The sequence below is a fragment of the Rhodococcus sp. NBC_00294 genome (assembly GCF_036163995.1).
Lineage (GTDB): Bacteria > Actinomycetota > Actinomycetes > Mycobacteriales > Mycobacteriaceae > Rhodococcoides.
Window position 1 is genome coordinate 3,879,262 of sequence record NZ_CP108043.1, and the last position, 19,477, is coordinate 3,898,738.

The 19,477-nt window shown below is 68.9% G+C and carries 18 protein-coding genes; 11 read left to right on the plus strand and 7 right to left on the minus strand.

The annotated features are described in order from the left end of the window. Positions 1 to 72: 72 nt before the first annotated feature. A complete protein-coding gene (locus OHB23_RS18080; protein WP_037183861.1) occupies positions 73 to 267 on the plus strand; it encodes an antitoxin in 195 nt (64 codons plus the stop codon). 8 nt (positions 268 to 275) lie between these two features. After that, a complete protein-coding gene (locus OHB23_RS18085) occupies positions 276 to 1,241 on the plus strand; it encodes an SDR family NAD(P)-dependent oxidoreductase (RefSeq protein WP_285188402.1) in 966 nt (321 codons plus the stop codon). Between the two features lie 182 nt (positions 1,242 to 1,423). Here the strand turns inward: OHB23_RS18085 and OHB23_RS18090 are convergent, their stop codons facing one another. Then, positions 1,424 to 1,777: a VOC family protein gene (locus OHB23_RS18090; protein WP_222638182.1), complete on the minus strand. Its 354-nt coding sequence runs from the start codon at positions 1,775 to 1,777 to the stop codon at positions 1,424 to 1,426. A gap of 60 nt (positions 1,778 to 1,837) precedes the next feature. On the opposite strand from OHB23_RS18090, the gene OHB23_RS18095 reads away from it, so the two are divergent. Further along, complete coding sequence (locus OHB23_RS18095; protein ID WP_328810069.1) at positions 1,838 to 3,340, plus strand: DUF222 domain-containing protein; 1,503 nt, start codon at positions 1,838 to 1,840, stop codon at positions 3,338 to 3,340. 7 nt (positions 3,341 to 3,347) lie between these two features. Here the strand turns inward: OHB23_RS18095 and OHB23_RS18100 are convergent, their stop codons facing one another. Next, complete coding sequence (locus OHB23_RS18100) at positions 3,348 to 3,782, minus strand: VOC family protein (RefSeq protein ID WP_056447390.1); 435 nt, start codon at positions 3,780 to 3,782, stop codon at positions 3,348 to 3,350. A 71-nt stretch (positions 3,783 to 3,853) separates the two neighbouring features. Between OHB23_RS18100 and OHB23_RS18105 the strand changes: the two genes are divergently transcribed. Continuing rightward, positions 3,854 to 4,873 (plus strand): LLM class flavin-dependent oxidoreductase, encoded by a 1,020-nt coding sequence (locus tag OHB23_RS18105; protein WP_328810070.1) that lies wholly within the window; start codon positions 3,854 to 3,856, stop codon positions 4,871 to 4,873. A 7-nt stretch (positions 4,874 to 4,880) separates the two neighbouring features. On the opposite strand, the gene ychF is transcribed toward OHB23_RS18105, so the two are convergent. Further along, the gene (gene ychF / locus OHB23_RS18110; protein ID WP_027503913.1) at positions 4,881 to 5,960 is read right to left on the minus strand and encodes a redox-regulated ATPase YchF; all 1,080 of its coding nucleotides are present in this window, start codon (positions 5,958 to 5,960) and stop codon (positions 4,881 to 4,883) included. Positions 5,961 to 5,997: 37 nt separating this feature from the next. After that, positions 5,998 to 6,432 (minus strand): CD225/dispanin family protein, encoded by a 435-nt coding sequence (locus OHB23_RS18115; protein ID WP_235578827.1) that lies wholly within the window; start codon positions 6,430 to 6,432, stop codon positions 5,998 to 6,000. Positions 6,433 to 6,631: 199 nt separating this feature from the next. Here OHB23_RS18115 and OHB23_RS18120 point away from each other — a divergent pair, with 199 nt between their 5' ends. From OHB23_RS18120 to OHB23_RS18135, 4 genes are all read left to right on the plus strand, one after another. Next, the gene (locus OHB23_RS18120) at positions 6,632 to 8,905 is read left to right on the plus strand and encodes a carbon starvation CstA family protein (protein ID WP_222638186.1); all 2,274 of its coding nucleotides are present in this window, start codon (positions 6,632 to 6,634) and stop codon (positions 8,903 to 8,905) included. Between the two features lies 1 nt (position 8,906). Continuing rightward, entirely contained in the window at positions 8,907 to 9,098 is a 192-nt protein-coding gene (locus tag OHB23_RS18125) for a YbdD/YjiX family protein (protein WP_051612930.1), read from the plus strand. A gap of 12 nt (positions 9,099 to 9,110) precedes the next feature. Next, the gene (locus OHB23_RS18130; RefSeq protein WP_328810071.1) at positions 9,111 to 10,022 is read left to right on the plus strand and encodes a DNA-3-methyladenine glycosylase family protein; all 912 of its coding nucleotides are present in this window, start codon (positions 9,111 to 9,113) and stop codon (positions 10,020 to 10,022) included. A 98-nt stretch (positions 10,023 to 10,120) separates the two neighbouring features. Then, positions 10,121 to 11,416 carry an AI-2E family transporter gene (locus OHB23_RS18135; protein WP_082544615.1) on the plus strand — a complete coding sequence of 432 codons (1,296 nt, stop codon included), beginning with the start codon at positions 10,121 to 10,123 and terminating at the stop codon, positions 11,414 to 11,416. Positions 11,417 to 11,420: 4 nt separating this feature from the next. On the opposite strand, the gene OHB23_RS18140 is transcribed toward OHB23_RS18135, so the two are convergent. Then, a complete protein-coding gene (locus OHB23_RS18140) occupies positions 11,421 to 14,402 on the minus strand; it encodes an SMC family ATPase (RefSeq protein ID WP_328810072.1) in 2,982 nt (993 codons plus the stop codon). Then, positions 14,399 to 15,583 carry an exonuclease SbcCD subunit D gene (locus OHB23_RS18145; protein WP_328810073.1) on the minus strand — a complete coding sequence of 395 codons (1,185 nt, stop codon included), beginning with the start codon at positions 15,581 to 15,583 and terminating at the stop codon, positions 14,399 to 14,401. Before OHB23_RS18145 ends, OHB23_RS18140 begins: the two co-directional genes overlap by 4 nt. Positions 15,584 to 15,662: 79 nt before the next feature. On the opposite strand from OHB23_RS18145, the gene OHB23_RS18150 reads away from it, so the two are divergent. After that, the gene (locus OHB23_RS18150) at positions 15,663 to 16,841 is read left to right on the plus strand and encodes a DNA recombination protein RmuC (RefSeq protein ID WP_027503918.1); all 1,179 of its coding nucleotides are present in this window, start codon (positions 15,663 to 15,665) and stop codon (positions 16,839 to 16,841) included. A 20-nt stretch (positions 16,842 to 16,861) separates the two neighbouring features. Continuing rightward, positions 16,862 to 17,695, plus strand: a complete 834-nt coding sequence (locus OHB23_RS18155; protein WP_307109070.1) for a DUF6542 domain-containing protein — start codon at positions 16,862 to 16,864, stop codon at positions 17,693 to 17,695. Between the two features lie 19 nt (positions 17,696 to 17,714). Here the strand turns inward: OHB23_RS18155 and OHB23_RS18160 are convergent, their stop codons facing one another. After that, positions 17,715 to 18,761, minus strand: a complete 1,047-nt coding sequence (locus tag OHB23_RS18160) for a 4-hydroxy-3-methylbut-2-enyl diphosphate reductase (RefSeq protein WP_051612934.1) — start codon at positions 18,759 to 18,761, stop codon at positions 17,715 to 17,717. Positions 18,762 to 18,848: 87 nt separating this feature from the next. Here OHB23_RS18160 and OHB23_RS18165 point away from each other — a divergent pair, with 87 nt between their 5' ends. Beyond that, the gene (locus OHB23_RS18165) at positions 18,849 to 19,472 is read left to right on the plus strand and encodes a lipid droplet-associated protein (RefSeq protein ID WP_222638191.1); all 624 of its coding nucleotides are present in this window, start codon (positions 18,849 to 18,851) and stop codon (positions 19,470 to 19,472) included. Positions 19,473 to 19,477 lie beyond the last annotated feature (5 nt).

The following is a 19,477-nucleotide window of genomic DNA, read 5'->3' on the forward strand; positions in this document are numbered from 1 at the left end:
GTCGGGATTCTTCCACGCCCGGCAGTGGGTAGCCTCGAACTGCAGCTCACACGATCAACGAGAGGACGACCGATGGTGAACTTCGGCGAGATCAAGCGCAAGCTCGACCAGAACGAGGAGAAGGTCGAACAGGCACTGGACAAAGCGGGCGACGCGGCCAAGAAGAAGTTCGCCGGGCACGACTCCCAGATCGACGGCGCGCTGGACAAGGCCAAGGACGCCATCGGCGAGAAGAACAGCGACCGCACCGACGGTCCTCCCGCCTAGTGGTCGCGGTGGGGAACTTTCTGACAGGAGTGCTGGACGAGGCGCTCGACCGGACGGTCGTGCCCGGCTACTCCCGTATCGGGTCGGCCGTCCGTCGTCGATTCTGGGCGGCCGATCCGGCCCCGTTCCCCGCCCCCATCGACGTGATCGTCACCGGCGGCAGCTCGGGTCTCGGCGCAGCTGCCGCCCGACAACTGGCCGTCCTCGGTGCGCGGGTGCATCTGGTCGGGCGTTCGGCGCGGCGGCTCGACGCCTCCGCGACCGAGATCCGCCACACCGTGCCCGGCGCCGAGCTCGTCGCGCACGAGTGCGACATGAGCGACCTCGATGCCGTGGCTGCGCTGGTCACCACACTGACCGCTCAGCTGACGTCGATCCACGCGGTGGTGCACTGCGCCGGCGTCATGCCGCCCGAGCGCACCGAGACGGCACAGAAGCACGAGATGGCCTTCGCGACCCACGTGCTCGGGCCCGTCGCGCTCACGGTCGGGCTACGCGAGCTGTTCGACGCGGGGTCTCGCGTGGTGTTCGTCTCCAGCGGCGGCATGTATCCGGTGCCGCTGCAGACCACCGACGTCGAGTTCGCTCACGGCGACTACTCGGGCCTCACCGCCTATGCCCGCACCAAGCGCATGCAGGTGGTGATCACCGAGCAACTGGCGGAGCGCCTCACCGGGCCCGACGATCCCGTCGTGCACAGCATGCACCCGGGGTGGGCGGCCACACCCGGTGTCACGGACTCCATTCCGATGTTCGGCTCGGTGATGAAACCCATCCTCCGCACCGCCGACGACGGAGCCGACACCATCGTGTGGCTCGCGGCCGCCGATCAGCCACTCGCGTCCACGGGGATGTTCTGGCACGACAGACGACCGCGCCCCACGCACTACCCGTCCTGGCGGCGGGACTCGCCGGAGGCACGGGACGCACTGTGGGGCGCGGTCGTGGAGGCCACGGGTATCGACCTCGGCTGACGTCTCCGTCAGAGGAGATCGGTCAGGTTCGACACGATCGAGGACCAGACCCACGGTTGATTCCAGATCCAGAGCGAAAGCATGGCGGTAGTCCTCACTGCAGGGAACATCTGTCCCCGACAGTCAAGACGCGTCGTTGCAGGCGTGCACCTCGGACGGCGGATGTCGGTGACGAGTCACTGTCACGCTCGGTGCATCACGACATTCACGACGTTTCCGTCAGGAGCGCGCACGAGGAATCGTCGGACTCCCCACTCCTCCGTGGTGAGCGGATGCACGATCTCGTGACCGCGACGGACGGCCTCCTCGTACGCCGCATCGACGTCGTCGACGTGAACCGACATCGCCGACTCCACCGGACTCGTCGCATCTCGCGTCACCAGTTGTACGTGCGCACCGGTCTCCGGTGACGTGAAGCGGGCGACCCAACCGAGATCGAACTCCTCGACCGCGAGTCCCAGGAAATCGGTGTAGAACGACTTCGCCTCGGCGATGTCCTCGACCGGCAGGTTGGTGGTGATGCGCTCGACTCGCATGGTGCGCATTCTGCCCCTCTCGGCCTGTTCGTGTCGGTGCCCGCTGCTATCTTCGCACACATGTTCGAACAGGGGTGGGCGACGCGCGATCCGGAGGCCATGGGCCTACCCGGACACCTCGCCGATGTCACGGTCGACGGCGTCCTCGGCGCACTCACCCACGCCACCGCCGGCGCCGCGTACCTCGAATGGACCCGCTACCGGGCCGCGGCGGAACTGCACACCCGACTGGTCGCACCACTGGACACCGCCGACCGCCGCCGCTTCGACGCGACCACCCACTGCGCCGCTCGCATCGCCGCAGTCCTGTCGATCACCCAGGGCGCAGGCGAGGGCATACTCACCCGTGCCGTGGCCCTGCGAGATCGTCTGCCCGACGTTGCCGCCTGCCTCCGCGACGGCCTCGTGACCCCGAAGTACATCCACACCATCATCGCCCGCACCGACCTCGTCGACGGCACCGACCATGCCCACCTGGTCGATGCCGAGATCGCGACGGCACTACGGCGACGCGGCTCCTGGTCAGTGGCCCGGATGCGCGACATGGTCGACCGCATCGTCTACCGCCACGACCCCGACGCCGTCCGCGAGCGTCGCACTCGCGCGAAGGACGACCGCGGCTTCTGGATCGACCCCGCACCCGACGGCATGGCTTATCAGTGCGCCACCATGCCCGCCGAGAACGCCGTCCTCGTCGCCGCTGCTGTCGACGACCTCGCCGGACGCGTCTGCCCGAAAGACCCGCGCAGCGCCGGCGCCCGACGCAGCGACGCCCTCTTCGCCCTCGCCACGCGCACCCCCTTCGAATGCCAGTGTGACCGTGACGACTGCGACGCTCCCGGCTGGACCGGCGAGGACGGCCTCCTGACCACCGTCATCGTGCACGTCGTCGCCGACGCCGCCACCGTGAACGGGGACACCGCCTCCGCGCAGCAGGGCAACCCGGGTTTCCTCGCGGGCCACGGCGCCATCTCCGCCGACCACGTCGCCGACCTCGCTGCGCGCCCCGACGCGGTTCTGAGGCCTGTCGCCGCCACCAACCCCGCCTCGCAACCCGCGGATCCCTACCGCCCGTCCAGTGCCCTCGACACGTTCGTGCGCATCCGCGATCAGTACTGCACCTGGCCCGGCTGCAGCAACGCCGTCTGGACCGGCGACCTCGACCACATCACCGAGTACGACCACGACGATCCCGCGGCCGGTGGACAGACGACCGACGTCAACCTCGGCGCCAAGTGCCGCTTTCACCACAACCTGAAGACGTTCGGCGACTTCGTCGACGACCAGTACCTCGACGGAGACACCGGACGAGTCGTCTCCACCATCGCCACACCCGAGGGACGCGTGATTCCGGGCCCGGCGCACAACGGGTACGACCTGTACCCCGGACTCGCCGACATCACCTTCGAACAGCCGGCGCAGGCCCCACCGGATGCCCCGCGCACATCACCGACCAGGCGAAGAACCCGCCTGGCGGACAAGCATGCGCGGCGGCGGTCCGAACGCTCCCGAAACCGACGTAGACGAGAGTTCGCCGACAACGACGACCCACCACCGTTCTGACGGGACGTCAGTCCAGGCAGAATTCGTTGCCCTCGACGTCCTGCATCACCATGCAGGACTCTTCTCCGTCGCCCGCGGGCAGGAGCCGCACTCGCGTGGCTCCGAGGTCGACGAGGCGTGCGCATTCCGCTTCCAGAGCCCCGAGGCGCTCGTCACCGACCATGCCGACGCCCACACGGACGTCGAGGTGGACGCGGTTCTTGACGGTCTTCGCCTCGGGTACGCGTTGGAAGTACAGCCGTGGGCCCACCCCGTTCGGGTCCACGCATGCGAAGGCCGACCCCTGTTTCTCGGCGGGGAGCGAACGGTCGAACTCCGCCCAGTCGGCGAAGCCCGCGGGCGCCGGCGGCACCACGTATCCGAGAACCTCGCACCAGAATCGGGCGACTCGCTCGGGGTCCGCGCAATCGAAGGTGACCTGCACCTGTCTCACCTGAGCCATGGATCCACGCTAGGCGACGGTGGCGGCCGCCGGAAGGGAAATATTCGGGCGCCGTCAGCGTTCTCCGGTGCATGAAGAACATCGGGTTCCTGTCGTTCGGGCACTGGTCACCGTCGCCGCACTCGCTGACGCGCTCCGCATCGGACGTGTTGCTGCAGTCGATCGACCTCGCGGTCGCCGCCGAGAAACTCGGTGCAGACGGCGCGTACTTCCGCGTTCACCACTTCGCGAACCAGCTCGCGTCGCCGTTCCCTCTGCTCGCGGCCGTCGGTGCCAAGACCAATCGCATCGAGATCGGCACCGGCGTCATCGACATGCGCTACGAGAACCCGTTCTACATGGCCGAGGACGCCGGGTCCGCCGACCTGATCTCCGGCGGGCGGCTGCAGCTCGGTGTGAGCCGGGGATCGCCCGAGCAGGTCATCGACGGCTTCCGCTACTTCGGCTACGCCCCGGCCGAGGGCACCGACAGCGGAGACATGGCCCGTGAGCACACGCGCATCTTCCTGGACCTGTTGGAGGGCAAGGGCTTCGCGGAGCCGAACCCCTCCCCCATGTTTCCCAACCCGCCCGGCCTGTTGCGCCTCGAGCCGCACTCCGACGGGTTGCGTGAGCGCATCTGGTGGGGTGCAGGTACTCGTGCGACCGCCGAGTGGACGGCGCAGCAGGGCATGAACCTCATGAGCTCGACTCTGCTCAGCGAAGACACCGGCGTGCCGTTCCACGAACTGCAGGCCGAACAGATCGAGCGCTTCCGCAAGACGTGGTCCGACGTCGGCCACTCGTTCGAACCGCGAGTGTCCGTGAGCCGCAGCATCTTCCCGATCGTCGACGACGTGGATCGTGCGTACTTCGGCCGCGAGGGCGGCAGCGGCGATCAGGTCGGCTACATCGACGGCGGCATCGCTCGTTTCGGCAAGACCTACGCCGGCTCACCAGACAAGCTCATCGCGGAGCTGGCTAAGGACGAAGCCGTCGCCGCGGCCGACACACTGCTCCTGACCGTGCCCAACCAGCTCGGCGTCGAGTACTGCGCACACCTCATCGAGTCGGTGCTGACGCACGTGGCACCTGAGCTGGGCTGGCGCTGAGCCGCAATCACACGTTGAAGCGGAACTCCACCACGTCGCCGTCGGCCATGACGTATTCCTTGCCCTCGATGCGGACCTTGCCGGCCGACTTGGCGGCGGCCATGGATCCGGCGGCGACGAGGTCGTCGTAGGACACGACCTCGGCCTTGATGAAGCCCTTCTCGAAGTCGGTGTGGATGACACCGGCGGCCTGGGGTGCGGTGTCGCCCTGATGGATGGTCCACGCGCGGGACTCCTTCGGCCCCGCCGTGAGGTAGGTCTGCAGTCCGAGGGTGTGGAAGCCGGCGCGGGCCAGGGCGTGCAGGCCGGGCTCGGTCTGGCCGATGCTCTCGAGCAGCTCCATCGCGGATTCGTCGTCGAGTTCGACGAGCTCGGACTCGATCTTGGCGTCGAGGAACACGGCGTCGGCGGGTGCGACAGCAGCCTTCAGCTCGGCGACCTTCGCGTCGTCGGTGAGCACCGACTCGTCTGCGTTGAAGACGTAGAGGAACGGCTTGGTGGTGAGCAGATTGAGCTCACGCAGTGACGACGCGTCGAACGTGTCCTTCACCGAGTACAGCGTCGTGCCGCTGTCGAGAATCGTCTGCGCTTCCTTGGCCGCGGCGACCATCGGCGCGCGATCCTTCTGCGTGCGAACTTCCTTCTCGAGACGCGGGATCGCCTTCTCGAGGGTCTGCATGTCCGCGATGATCAGCTCGGTCTCGATGACCTCGATGTCGGCGGCCGGATCGACCTTGCCGTCGACGTGCACCACGTCGTCGTCGGCGAACACGCGCACGACCTGGCAGATGGCGTCGGCCTCACGAATGTTCGCGAGGAACTTGTTGCCCAGGCCGGCGCCCTCGGACGCGCCCTTCACGATGCCGGCGATGTCGACGAACGTGACGGGCGCCGGAAGGATCTTCTCGGAACCGAAGATCTTGGCCAGCTCGTTCAGCCGCGGATCCGGCAACGGTACGACGCCCTCGTTCGGCTCGATGGTGGCGAACGGATAGTTCGCCGCCAGCACGTCGTTGTTGGTCAGCGCATTGAACAGGGTCGACTTACCGACGTTGGGCAGTCCGACGATTCCGAGGGTGAGGCTCACAGGGAGGAGAGTCTACGTGCCGCCCCCGACCGCCCTGTCAGTACGTGTAGTCGGTGCCCGATCCCGCCGAGATCGCGAAGGCGATGAGCAGCACGTAGAAGAGGATGAACAGCGCGAAGAGCCCCACGAAGATGTAGAGCGAGTACTTGCCCAGCTGCTTCGTGCGCTCCGACGCGTAGTGCGCACCCTGATAGTCGCCCAGCGACCACCGCGGGAACACCGAGCTCGAGTGGTTGAACGCCGAGAACGCCAGCGGCCAGAAGAAGATCAGCGCGGCGGCGGCCCAGCCGGCGTTGGTCGGCGGCAGCGGCGGCGGGCCGTACTGCTGCTGGGGATAACTCGGCTGTTGCTGCTGCTGCGGGAAGGCTCCGCTGGTCGGGAACGCTCCGGTGTCTGTCGGCCCCTTCGTCAGGTCGGGCTCGTACGACGAACCGGTGTACGGCTGCTGCGGGTACTCGGGGTGGTCTGACACACGAGCATCGTAGGCAGTCGGGGCGCGCGAGTGGGGTCTCGTTGTCATGTCGTGACGTTCGGCGACGGTCCCGGACCGCTCGGCGCAACGATCCGCACACGCCAGGCTCACAACCGCACGAAATGTCGGTCGGTCTGCTTACAGTGACTGCGATCACACGATGATCGCCGCCCCTCCACCGCATGCCAGGAGCCCGCAGATGACTGCCGTGTCCGACAGGGGGAACTCGCACGTCGAGTTCCTCAAGACCGACGACGACCTTCCCCCCGTGGGCGTCGTCGACCGCTCACCGATGACGGTGCCCAAACGCATCGTCTTCGTCATCATCGGTCTGCTGGGCGCTGTCGCCTGGACCGTGATCGCCGTGATCCGCGGCGAGCAGGTCAACGCGGTGTGGTTCGTCGTCGCGGCGGTCTGCACCTACATCTTCGCGTTCCGGTTCTACGCACGCCTCATCGAGAACCGCATCGTCCATCCGCGGGACGATCGGGCCACACCCGCCGAGATCCTGGAGAACGGCAAGGACTACATGCCGACGGACCGTCGGGTGCTGTTCGGCCACCACTTCGCCGCGATCGCGGGCGCCGGTCCCCTCGTCGGTCCCGTCCTCGCTGCGCAGATGGGATATCTGCCCGGCACCATGTGGATCATCATCGGCGTCGTCTTCGCCGGCGCGGTGCAGGACTTCCTGGTGCTCTGGATCTCGACCCGCCGACGCGGCCGCAGCCTCGGTCAGATGGCCCGCGAGGAGCTGGGCGTGGTCGGCGGTATCGCCGCCCTCATCGGCGTCTTCGTCATCATGATCATCATCATCGCGGTGCTCGCACTCGTCGTCGTGAACGCACTCGCCGAGAGCCCGTGGGGCGTCTTCTCCATCGCACTGACCATTCCGATCGCCCTCTTCATGGGCGTCTACCTGCGGTACCTGCGCCCGGGCAAGGTCTCCGAGGTCTCCCTCATCGGCGTCGTCCTGCTGCTGCTCGCCATCATCTCGGGCGGCTGGGTCGCCGAGACCGAATGGGGCGCCGACTGGTTCACGCTGTCCAAGGTCACCGTCGCGTGGTTGCTCATCGCCTACGGTCTCGCCGCGTCGATCCTCCCCGTGTGGCTGCTGCTCGCCCCGCGTGACTACCTGTCGACGTTCATGAAGATCGGCACCATCGTGCTGCTCGCCGTCGGCATCCTCATCGCTCGACCCGTCCTGCAGATGCCGGACATGACGTCGTTCGCCAGCGAGGGCAACGGACCCGCGTTCTCCGGATCGCTCTTCCCGTTCCTCTTCATCACCATCGCCTGCGGCGCGCTCTCCGGTTTCCACGCGCTGATCTCCTCGGGCACCACGCCGAAGCTTCTCGAGAAGGAGAAGCAGATGCGGATGATCGGCTACGGCGGCATGCTCACCGAGTCCTTCGTCGCCATCATGGCTCTGGTCACCGCCTGCATTCTCGATCAGCACATCTACTTCGCGCTCAACGCACCGACCGCACTCACCGGCGGAACACCCGAGACCGCCGCGGCGTACGTCAACGGGCTCGGACTGTCAGGCGGGGACGTCAGCGCGGCCGAGCTGTCGCAGGCCGCGACGGACGTCGGTGAGGAGTCGATCATCTCGCGCACCGGCGGCGCCCCCACACTCGCGTTCGGCATGTCCGAGGTGCTGCACCAGGTCTTCGGCGGCGAGAGCCTGAAGTCGTTCTGGTATCACTTCGCGATCATGTTCGAGGCGCTGTTCATTCTCACCACCGTCGACGCAGGCACGCGTGTCGCCCGCTTCATGCTGTCGGACTCGCTCGGCAATCTCGGTGGCGGCGCGAAGAAGTTCCGCGATCCGTCGTGGCGCGTCGGTGCCTGGATCTGCTCGGTCATCGTCGTCGCGGCCTGGGGCGCCATCCTGCTCATGGGCGTCACCGATCCGCTGGGCGGCATCAACACGCTCTTCCCGCTGTTCGGCATCGCGAACCAGTTGCTGGCCGCCATCGCGCTCACGGTCGTCCTGACCGTCGTGGTGAAGAAGGGTCTGCTGAAGTGGGCCTGGATCCCCGCGCTGCCGCTGGCCTTCGACCTCGTGGTCACCATGACGGCGTCGTACCAGAAGATCTTCTCCGACGTTCCGGCCATCGGCTACTGGGCGCAGCACAGCGACTTCAAGGAAGCGAAGTCGCAGGGCCTCACCGAGTTCCGGTCCGCCGCCACACCGGAGGCCATCGACGCCGTCATCCGCAACACCTTCATCCAGGGCACGCTGTCCATCGTCTTCGCGGTGCTCGTCCTCATCGTCGCGCTCGCCGGATTCGCCGTCTGCTTCAAGGCGATCCGCGCCGGTGGACTGCCCAGCAGCGAGGAGGAGGACGTACCGTCGAAGCTGTTCGCGCCCAGCGGTTTCCTCCCCACCGAGGCGGAGAAGTCGGTGCAGGCGGAATGGGACGTGCTCATCGCGGACGGCACGGTGCGCCGGCCGGGAACGGGCCACTGACATGAACGCCGTCCTGAAGTCCGTTCGCGCCGCGACGTGGTGGATCACCTCCGTCATGGGTGATCACGACTACGAGCGTTTCGTCGAGCACCGGAACCGGGTCCATCCCGGGCACCCGGTGCCGTCCGAGCGCGAGTACTGGAAGGCACGTCATGCGGAGGCGGACGCGAATCCGGGCGCACGCTGCTGCTGAGATCATGACGGGGTGACGTCGCCGCGCTGGACCCTCGACACCTCCGAGCTGCCGTACTCCGCTCCGTACGACACGGGGTGGATGCGGTGGTTCCTGGCGGGTCACGCGGTTCCGGGCATGGAGACCTTCACGGACGGCGTCTACCGCCGGGCTCTGCGCCTCGATCACGGCCCCGCCGTCGTCACGTGCCGGTTCGTCCCGGGTGACGGCGGCGCGGGAGTCGTCCGGGTGGAGACGCGAGCCCGGGATGAGTCGGACGTCCCCACCGCGCTGTCCCGAGTGCGGCAGGTACTGGCCCTGGACGTCGACGCGGCTCCCGTCGACGCTGCGCTCGCGGCAGATCCTGCGCTCGCCGCGTCGGTGGCCGCGGCCCCGGGGATCCGCGTTCCCGGGGCGTTCGATGCCGCGGAGGTGCTTCTTCGCACGATGATCGGTCAGCAGATCTCGCTCGGTGCCGCGGCCACGCACACCGCCCGGCTCGTCGCGGCCCTCGGAGATCCTGTGGGCGACGACGAGGGCGAAGCCGACCACGGCATCACTCGTCTGTTCCCCACACCCGAGGCCGTGGCCACACACGGCACCGAGATCCTCACCGGTCCGGCGCGGCGGGTCGCCGCGATCGCGTCGACGGCCGACGCTCTGGCATCGGGCGCCGTGGACGTGCGCCACGACGGCGACGCGGCCACCCAGGAGCGTGCACTGCTGGCACTGCGCGGTGTCGGCCCGTGGACCGCCCGCTACGTGTCGATGCGGTTGCTGGGCGACCCCGACGTGCTGCTCGACACCGACCTGGTGGTCCGGCAGGGCGCGGCCCTCCTCGACATCGATCTGTCGGACACCGCCCACTGGTCACCGTGGCGGTCCTACGCCTCCATGCACCTGTGGCGTACTGCCCTTCTCGCCCGCGGGCTCACCATCGGGTAGTCCCTCCGTCGCCATGCGTGCGGAATCGGCTTCCCGGGTACAGTCACAGCGCGTTCGACTCTGCGTTCGCCGCATCATCGTCAGACGAGAGGACACACGTGAGCGAGAACGCGCCCACCACTTCCGCAGGCTCCGCGTCGGGCCGTGATCGCAGCGACCTGTTCGGCGCCGGCGGACTCTGGCTGGCCAAGTGGTCGGCCGTGCTCCTCGTCGTCTCGGCAGCGCTGTGGATCGCCGGCTGGCTGGTCGGCCAGCTGTGGGTGATCATGCTCCCGGTTCTGCTGGCACTGGTGGTCGCGACGGTGCTCTGGCCGCCCACCAGGCTGCTGCGCCGCATCGGCTTCCCGCCCGCGCTCGCCGCACTGACCACACTCCTCGGCTTCCTCGCGGTTCTCGCCGGTGTGGTCGCGTTCATCGTCCCCTCCGTCATCAGCCAGGCTCCCGATCTCGCGGACAGCGCCACCCTCGGCGTCTCGCAGGTCCAGGAGTGGCTCGAGGGCCCGCCCATCAATCTGGACGACGAGCAGATCGACAGCGCCGTCGAAGCCATCGTCACGCAGCTGCAGGACAGTGGCACGGCGATCGCCTCGGGCGTCTTCGCCGGCGTCGCCACCGCCGGGTCGATCCTGGTCACGCTCGGTCTGGTGCTCGTCCTGAGCTTCTTCTTCATCAAGGACGGCCCGCGCTTCCTCCCCTGGCTGCACGGACTGGCCGGACGCAAGGCCGGTGGTCATCTCGCCGAGGTACTCCGACGGGTGTGGGACACCCTGGGTGGCTTCATCCGTACCCAGGCCATCGTCAGCGCGATCGACGCGATCTTCATCGGCATCGGCCTGGTGATCCTCGGCGTGCCGCTGACCCCGGTGCTGATGACGCTCACCTTCCTCGGTGGCTTCATCCCCATCGTGGGTGCCTTCGTCGCCGGTGCCCTCGCCGTCCTGGTCGCGCTGGTGGCCAACGGGTTCACCACCGCGGTCATCGTCCTGGCGATCATCCTGGCCGTGCAGCAGATCGAAGGCAATGTCCTGCAGCCGATCCTGCAGAGCAAGTCGATGAACCTGCATGCCGCGATCGTGCTGCTGGCCGTCACCGCCGGCGGTTCCATCTTCGGCATCATCGGGGCGTTCCTCGCGGTCCCGGTCGCTGCGGCCACCGCGGTGCTGCTGCGCTACATCAACGAGCAGATCGAACTTCGGTCCGACGAGGATCCCGGCGCGAACGACATCGCCGAACGCATCCACGACGATCTCGGCACACCCGGTGACGACGCGCCCGTCGTCGTCCACGACGAGAAGACCCGATACGCGCCGGCGCCCTCGGACCAGTCCGACGACGTGGCACCGACTCCGATCGACGTCGACACGCACGAGGACGACGAGAAGAAGGACGACTGAGCGGTCACACTCCCGCGTGCACTCGTACCGTGGATCCGTGACGTTCGCGGATCACCTCGAGGCGTGAGGGGACCCGGTCACGGATCTCGTCGACGTGACTGACGATGCCCACCGTGCGCCCACCGGACCGGAGTTCGTCGAGGACTCCCATGACGGCGTCCAGTGATCCCGAGTCGAGGCTTCCGAACCCCTCGTCGATGAACATCGTGTCCAGGGTGATGCCGCCCGCCTCGGCCGCGACGACGTCGGCGAGACCCAACGCGAGCGCGAGCGACGCGCAGAACGCCTCGCCGCCCGACAGGGTGCCCGCCGACCGGACCACCCCGGTGTAGTCGTCGCGTACGTCGAGACCCAGCCCGCCGCGGGTGCCTCGGGGGCCCACGTCGTCGGAGTGCACGAACTCGAACCGGCCCTGCGACATCAACCGGAAGCGCACGGATGCCGCAGTGGCGACGTCCTCGAGCCTCGCGGCCAGCACGTAGGACCGCAGCGACATCCGACGCGCGTTGGCGCCCTTGCCGGCCACCACCTCCGCCAGCTGCTCGAGTTCCGCGTGCTCGAGGTGGGCAGGTCCCAGACGGTCCGCAGCGGCCCACAGTTGGGCGACGAGGTCCTCGAGCATGCGTAGCCGACTGTCGGCGTCTCCGGCCGAGGCGATGGCCTCGTCCAGCAACCCCCGCAGTCGGATCTCCTCCGCATCGACAGCAGCGGTGTCGACGGTCTCCCCCACCATCGCCTCCGCCACGTCCGGCTCCGCGAGCACGGCCGCAGCCGCGGAGCGCTGCTTCTCGGCGTCGAGAACGGCGTTCTCCAGCACCGTGCACCGGGCCCTGTCACGGACCGCCGCCAGGGCTTCCGTGACCTCGGTGAATCCGTGCTCGCGCGCGCACTCCACCAGGTCGGTCTCGAGCCGCATCACCGCCTGATCGGCCGAGTCGGCGTCGCGGCGAGCATCGCGCCACGCCACCGCGGCTGCGATGGCCGCGTCGAGTGCGGCACGCCGTTCCGCCACGGTGGACGTCGTCCCCACGGCGGCCGTGATGCGCGCGGTGGCCTCCGCGATCCGAGTCTCCAGCGCCTCCGTACGCCCGCGAGTGACGCCCAGTTCGGTCGTGATCGCATCGGCCCGCACCCGCAGACCGGCGGTCTCCTCGTCCAGCGCCGCCAGCGAGGTGTCGATCGCCGCGAGACGATCCGCGGCACGCCGCGCCTCCGCCAGTGCCGTCGTGGCCGCGTCCAGTTCGGCCGCGAGTTCCGCTGCGGTGCGATCCGCGCACCGGGTCGCGAGCTCGTCCACACGCTGTCGGCAGCGCTGCACCGCGGCGTCCGCCGTGGTGCGTTCCGCCTCGGCTGCACCGACCCGCTGTCCCGCGCGGTTCTCGTCGTCCCGGGACACCCGCCCCGCGGTCGGAGATGCGGGCGCCGGATGTTCCGTCGCGCCGCAGACTCCGCAGGGGGCGCCGTCCTCGAGTCCCGCCGCGAGCTCCGCGGACATCCCCTCGAGACGGCGTTCCCGCAGGTCCAACCATTCGGTGCGCAGATCGTCGTAGCGGGTCCGGGCACGCTCGGCCGTCGTCACGGCCGCCGCGAGGCGCTCGGACTCGCGAGCCCACTCGACGTGTGCGCGTGCCGCGTCCTCGGCGCCGTGATGCCGCGCCTCCAGGCCGGCGAGACCCGCACGAGCCGCGACGGCTACTCGATGCTCGGCGTCCAGTGCCGCGCGCTCCGCAGGTACCGCGTCGAGACGTACCCGTACCGCCCGCAGGTCCGTCTCCAGACCGCGCACCCGGGCGACGGCGCGTTCCCGATCGGCCACCGCCGTCCTTCGATCGGACTCGTCGCCCGCGACACTGTCCAGCACCGCGCACTCGCCGCTCCACCGGTGCACCGCGGCATCGAGCACCTCCGCATCGGCAGGACGGGGGGGCCACGACAACGTCCCGACCAGCACGGAGGCCTCGGTCTCGGCAACCGCCCGCTCCCGGCGCCGCATCGTCGCGGCGGCGGCGGTCGCGCGCTGACGGTGCTGGTCGAGGGTGACGGCGCGATCGCGCACCGGCAGCGCCCGACGCGCACGGTCCAGCTCAGCGATCTGCTGCGCGCGCTCGGCGTCGCCGTCCGCCAGCACCGTGAGTCGCGCTGCTGCCGCGGCCCCCCGTTCGCGTGCCTCCCGGCGGCGGTGCGCGATCCGAGCGGTCTCACGAGACGCGGCGTGTTCGGCGCGCGCTGTCCGCAGATGCTCTGTGCGCCCACGGGCCAGCTCTCGGGCACCGCCCAGAAGATCGGTACCCCACTCCACCACGTCGGTGCCCGTGAAGAGGTCCACGGCGGCGGCGGTGGCCACCTGGGCAGCCAGTCTGTCGACGGACTCCGATCGCCCGGCGAGACGCTCCGCGCTGGCGCGACGCTGATCCTGGAACCACGTCTCGATGTCGCGGAACCGATCGGTGTCGAACAACTGCTCGAGCAGCGCACCCCGTTCTTCGTTGCGCGCCCGCAGGAACCGCGCGAAGTCCCCCTGCGGCAGCAGGACGACCTGGAAGAACTGGTCCACCCGCATACCGAGCAGGCGCTCGACCTCGAGCGCGATCTCGTCGATGCGCGTGAGGTTCTCGCCCCGGCCGTCGTGCCACGTCAGCGTCGCCTTGGCGTTCTGTTTCGTGGTTCCCACCCCGCGCCGCTTGGGGCGCAGGAACTCCGGCTGCCGAACGATGGTGAGGCGGCGGCCACCCAACGTCGCGTCGAGTTCGACGCGCGGAACCACACCCGGCGCAGCGTGATCCGACAACAGGCGTCGACTCTCTCGGCGCGAGCCGGGGAGAACGCCGTAGAGAGCGAAGGCGATGGCGTCGAGAACGGACGTCTTTCCCGCTCCGGTGGGGCCGTGCAGGAGGAAGAGGCCGTCGGCCCCGAGATCGTCGAAGTCGACGTCGACCGTGCCGCCGAACGGCCCGAACGCGGTGACCGACAACGCATGCAGTCTCACGCCGAGCGCACCCACTCGTGCTCGACGGGCGATGCGGACGTCGAATCCCGCTGACCCGTGACGTTCTCGACCGCACGATCGAGCAGCTCGACCTCGGACGACGAGGGCGCGCTGCGCACGTCCGCGAGGAAGCTGCTGAGCACCTCACGGTCCGACCTACCCTGCACCTTCTCGCGGTAGCTCCCGGAATCGACACCGGCCGGGCGCTTCCACTCGAGGTGCACCGCGTGCGGGAAACGCTCCTGCAGACGGCGCATCGCGTCGACGGGCCGCACCGCATCGGTGAGCACAGCGGAGACGTAATGCTCTGTCGCGGAATCGAACTGGTTCTCCGCGCAGAGCTCCTCGAGCGTTCCCTCCAGGACGGACAGGCCCCGCACCACCGGCAGATCGACGCGCGTGACGACGCGGCCACCCGAGCCGTCGATGTCGACGAGCCACGCAGCCTTGCGATGCGAACGCTCGCCGAACGAGTACGGCAGCGGCGATCCCGAGTACCGGATGTGGTCGTCGATGGTCTGCGGAGAGTGCAGGTGGCCCAGCGCGACGTAGTCGATACCGCCGAAGATCGAAGCCGGCACGGTCTCGACGCCACCGACGGAGATCGAACGCTCGGAACCCGTACCCTCGCCGCCGATCACGAAGGCATGGGCCAGCACCACCGAGCGGACCGACGAGTGCCGCGTCGCCAGATCGGCCGCGATGCGGCCCATCGCCGCCTGCAGCACCGCGGCGTGCGAACGAGCGCCGGGTACCCCGAGCTCGGCGCGGGTGGCGTCCGGCTCGAGGTACGGAATGCCGTAGAACGCCACGTCACCGTGCTCGTCCGCCAGCACGACCGGTCGGTCGACGGCGTCGACGGTGGTGAACAGATGCAGACCGCCGGCAGCGGAGAACGCCGACCCGGCACCGAGCCGGGCGGGCGAGTCGTGATTGCCCGACGTGGCGACGATGACGGCCCCCGCGTCACGGATGGCCTCGAATGCCTTGTTGCACAGCCGGACCGCGTCCGCATTGGGCACCGCACGGTCGTAGATGTCCCCGGGGACCACGACGACGTCCACACTCTGTTCTCGGACGACGGTGGCGAGAGCCTCCAGAGCACGACGCTGATCGGCCAGCAGGTCGACACCGTGGAAGGTGCGCCCGATGTGCCAGTCCGAGGTGTGCAGGATTCTCATGTCGCCGACGCTAACGGAGACCTACGACAAAGACGCTCGGGCCGAAGGTGTGTCGGTACCCCGGTTCATAGTGAGCCTCATGACCGCCCTCACTGCCGTGACCACTCTCGTCACCCTTCTCGTCGGCCTGGGGTTGGGCTGGTGGTTGCGGGCCGCACGCGGCGACGTCGAACTCGCCCGTGCGGGTGAGCGGCTCGCGGTCTCCGCGGACAACGAGGAGACGCTGCGGCGGTCGTTGTCGCTGCTCAACGAGGACTCCGCGCGGCGCCACTCCGGCGCCATCGGTCAACAGGTCTCCCACCTGGTCGACCCGCTGCGGGAGGCGGTCGACGCACTCGAGGAACACGTACGGCTCGTCGAGCGCGACCGTGTTCACGCATACGCGGGACTGACCGAGCAGGTCGCCGGGATGCACCGCGCCTCGCGGCAGTTGGCGTCGCAGACGGACCAGCTCGTCACCGCGCTGCGGGCGCCACAGATTCGTGGCCGGTGGGGCGAGATCCAGCTCGAGCGGGTCGTGGAGCTGGCCGGCATGACGCGCCACTGCGACTTCGACACCCAGGTCGCCGCACCCGGCGTGCGCCCCGATCTGGTGGTCAAGCTCGCCGGTGGCAAGCGCATCGTCGTCGACGCCAAGGTTCCGCTGGTCGCCTTCCTCGACGCGAGCGCCGAGCAGGATCCCGAGACCATCGATCGGCATCTCGAACGCCACGCCAAGCACCTGCGCACACACGTCGACCAGCTCGCCGACAAGAAGTACTGGCACGCGTTCGACCCGTCGCCGGAATTCGTCGTCCTCTTCGTTCCGGGCGACCCGTTCCTCGATGCCGCGCTGACGCGCGACCGCGGCCTGCTCGAACACGCCTTCTCCCGCAACGTGGTGCTCGCCACCCCGACCACTCTCATCGCCCTGCTGCGGACCGTCGCCTACACGTGGAAACAGGACGCACTGGCCGAGGACGCCGCTCGCGTGCGTGTGCTGGGCCGTGAGCTGTACGAGCGCCTCGGCACGGTCGGAGCCCACGTGGATCGCTTGGGATCACAGCTGGGCAAGGCCGTGGACTCGTTCAACGCGGCGGCGGGATCGTTGGACGCTCGCGTCTTCGTCACAGCACGCAAGCTGCACGAGATGTCCCTCTTCGACGGCGAACCGCCGCAGGTCACGAGTGTGGACCAGCGGCCACGAACCATGACCGCGACTGCGATGGAGGGCACCTCGTCGACGTGTCGCGGGCATGCCGACGACGCAAGTCGTTGAATCAACGCTAACCTCGCTGTGTGTCTTCCCCCCAACGCGCACGCTCGGGAGTGCCTCTCGACCAGCGCTCCGCTGTGCCGTCGGTACCCGGAATCCCCGCATGGGGCGCCGTCGCGGTGGCAGTGGGCGCAGCCGTCCTGGGCTTTCTCGTCGATGCCATGCGTGGCGACGAGCTGGGATCGACGTTCGCCGTCCTGTACGTGCTCGGTGCACTCATCGCCGTGGTCGCGGTCCGCCATCGTGGACTCTTCACCGCCATGGTGCAGCCGCCGCTCATCATGTTCCTCGGCGTCCCCATCGCATACCAGATCCTCACCGACGGAGCGGGCACCTCGATCAAGGACATCGTCCTGACCGTCGCCGTGCCGCTCGTCGATCGCTTCCCGCTCATGGCGCTGACCACGCTGTTGGTCCTCGGCGTCGGTGGCGCCCGGCTTGCGCTCGATCGTCGCCCCACTCCGGTCCGGAAGCCGGCGCGCACAGCGCGACCGGCCGCGGCTGCGCGTGACGCCGCACCCCGACGGTCGCGCTCCGAACGTCCCGCCACTCGCGAGACGGCGGGACGGGCGGAGGAACGCCGCAGGACCCGCCAGGAACCGCGGACGGACGCACCCGACGCTCGACACGACCGCACCCGCCGTGCACGGCCCGCCGCACCGCAACCGCGCGAGGAGTCACGCGCTGCTCGGCCCGCCCCGCGCGCCTACGAGGGCCAGGTCGCGGCTTCCGACAACGGTCGCCCACGGGAAGCTCGCCCCCGGTACGAACCCACGCCGTACGAACCCCGGCGCACCGGTGCGGAGAATCTGTCGCCGTACCCCGCACCACGGGTGCGCTACCGCGACCGGGACTGATCTCCCGGCCGCGGTCGGCTCAGACCCGGCTGGTGGTCCGCAGCTCGCGAGGAAGCGCGAAGACCAGCGTCTCATTGGCCGTCGTCACCGACTTCACGTCGCCGAAGCCATGTGTCTCGAGCAGGTCCAGCACTCCACGCACCAGCACCTCCGGCACGGATGCGCCGGACGTGATGCCCACCGTCCGGACGCCCTCGAGCCAGGCGAGATCGATGTCCTTGGCGTAGTCGACCAGGTAGCTCGCGCGCGCGCCCGCAGCGAGCGCGACCTCGACCAGACGGACGGAGTTCGACGAGTTCGTCGACCCGACCACGATCACAAGATCGCATTCGGGCGCCATCGCCTTGACGGCGACCTGACGGTTCTGGGTGGCGTAGCAGATGTCGTCGCTGGGCGGATCCTGCAGGTTGGGGAACTTCTCCCGCAGTCGCGCGACAGTCGTCATGGTCTCGTCGACACTCAGCGTGGTCTGCGACAACCAGATGACGCGGTTCTCGTCCCGGACGGTGACGGCGTCGACGGAATCCGGCCCGTCCACGACCTGCACGTGGTCCGGGGCCTCGCCCGCGGTGCCCTCGACCTCCTCGTGACCCTCGTGGCCGATGAGCAGGATGTCGAAGTCGTCGCGAGCGAACCGCTTGGCCTCCTGGTGCACCTTCGTCACCAGTGGGCACGTCGCGTCGATGGTGCGCAGGTTCTTGGCGGCCGCGGACTCGTGGACCGCCGGTGATACACCGTGCGCGGAGAACACGAGCAGTGCGCCGTCCGGCACCTCGTCGGTCTCGTCCACGAAGATGACGCCCTGATCGGACAGCGTCTCCACCACGTGGCGGTTGTGCACGATCTCCTTGCGCACGTAGATCGGGGCGCCGTGCTTCTCGAGCGCCTTCTCGACCGTCTCCACCGCTCGGTCCACACCGGCGCAGTACCCGCGCGGCTCGGCGAGCAGAACGCGCAGCGGGCCGTCGTAGACCTCACCTGTGACCGCCGGCCGGGCGATACCCAGCTCGAGCGGGATGGCGGAGGAGGTGGTGGAGGACGAGGACACCGGAAGAGCCGAAGACATACCACGAGGATACGGGTAGTCGGGTGGGCGTCGCTTCCCGCGCACGTCGACTGGGAAAAATGCGCGACGTGGGGCACTCTGTGAGACATGATCCGTCCACCCTTCGCCGCCCGCGTCGCGCTCGGAATCGCCGTGACCGTCGTCGAGGAGGCTCGGCGTCTCCCCACCACCGCCATCTCCCTGCCGATGACCGCCGTGAGCGAGGTCCTCCAGACCGCGATGCGTCTGCAACAGACCGTCACCGAGCTGGCCATCAAGGGCGACCAGGTGTTCTCCCTGATCGGCTCACGCCCGGTCGAGACCGCGGAGTGGGCGACCTTCGACGACGACGCGGACGTCGCACCCGCGCGGTACACGCAGGTGCCGCTGTCCACCGAGCCCGAGCCGGTCGGTGACCCGGCCGGAGAGATCGACGTGCCGGAGCCCGGTGCGCCCGCAGGGCGGTTCGCTCTGTACTCGACCCCGCCGTCGGAGATCGAGACGACCGAACCCGTTCCGGCCCCGGCTCTCGCGACCGCGCCGACCGCGACTCCCGAGATCGTGGAGTACCTCGACTACGACGCCCTGACGCTGGCTCAGTTGCGTGCCCGTCTGCGGTCGCTGTCGGTCGAGGACCTCACGTCACTTCTCGAGTACGAGACGTCGGCCGCGGACCGCGCGCCGTACCGGACCATGCTCGAGAACCGCATCACCACCGCCCGAGCGAAGTGATTCTC

Excerpts from the sequence above, each read along its gene's own strand:
- OHB23_RS18080 (WP_037183861.1), top strand. The coding sequence starts at position 73 with ATGGTGAACTTCGGCGAGATCAAGCGCAAGCTCGACCAGAACGAGGAG.
- OHB23_RS18090 (WP_222638182.1), bottom strand. The coding sequence starts at position 1,777 with ATGCGAGTCGAGCGCATCACCACCAACCTGCCGGTCGAGGACATCGCC.
- OHB23_RS18095 (WP_328810069.1), top strand. The coding sequence starts at position 1,838 with ATGTTCGAACAGGGGTGGGCGACGCGCGATCCGGAGGCCATGGGCCTA.
- OHB23_RS18100 (WP_056447390.1), bottom strand. The coding sequence starts at position 3,782 with ATGGCTCAGGTGAGACAGGTGCAGGTCACCTTCGATTGCGCGGACCCC.
- OHB23_RS18105 (WP_328810070.1), top strand. The coding sequence starts at position 3,854 with ATGAAGAACATCGGGTTCCTGTCGTTCGGGCACTGGTCACCGTCGCCG.
- OHB23_RS18120 (WP_222638186.1), top strand. The coding sequence starts at position 6,632 with ATGACTGCCGTGTCCGACAGGGGGAACTCGCACGTCGAGTTCCTCAAG.
- OHB23_RS18125 (WP_051612930.1), top strand. The coding sequence starts at position 8,907 with ATGAACGCCGTCCTGAAGTCCGTTCGCGCCGCGACGTGGTGGATCACC.
- OHB23_RS18145 (WP_328810073.1), bottom strand. The coding sequence starts at position 15,583 with ATGAGAATCCTGCACACCTCGGACTGGCACATCGGGCGCACCTTCCAC.
- OHB23_RS18150 (WP_027503918.1), top strand. The coding sequence starts at position 15,663 with ATGACCGCCCTCACTGCCGTGACCACTCTCGTCACCCTTCTCGTCGGC.
- OHB23_RS18160 (WP_051612934.1), bottom strand. The coding sequence starts at position 18,761 with ATGTCTTCGGCTCTTCCGGTGTCCTCGTCCTCCACCACCTCCTCCGCC.
- OHB23_RS18165 (WP_222638191.1), top strand. The coding sequence starts at position 18,849 with ATGATCCGTCCACCCTTCGCCGCCCGCGTCGCGCTCGGAATCGCCGTG.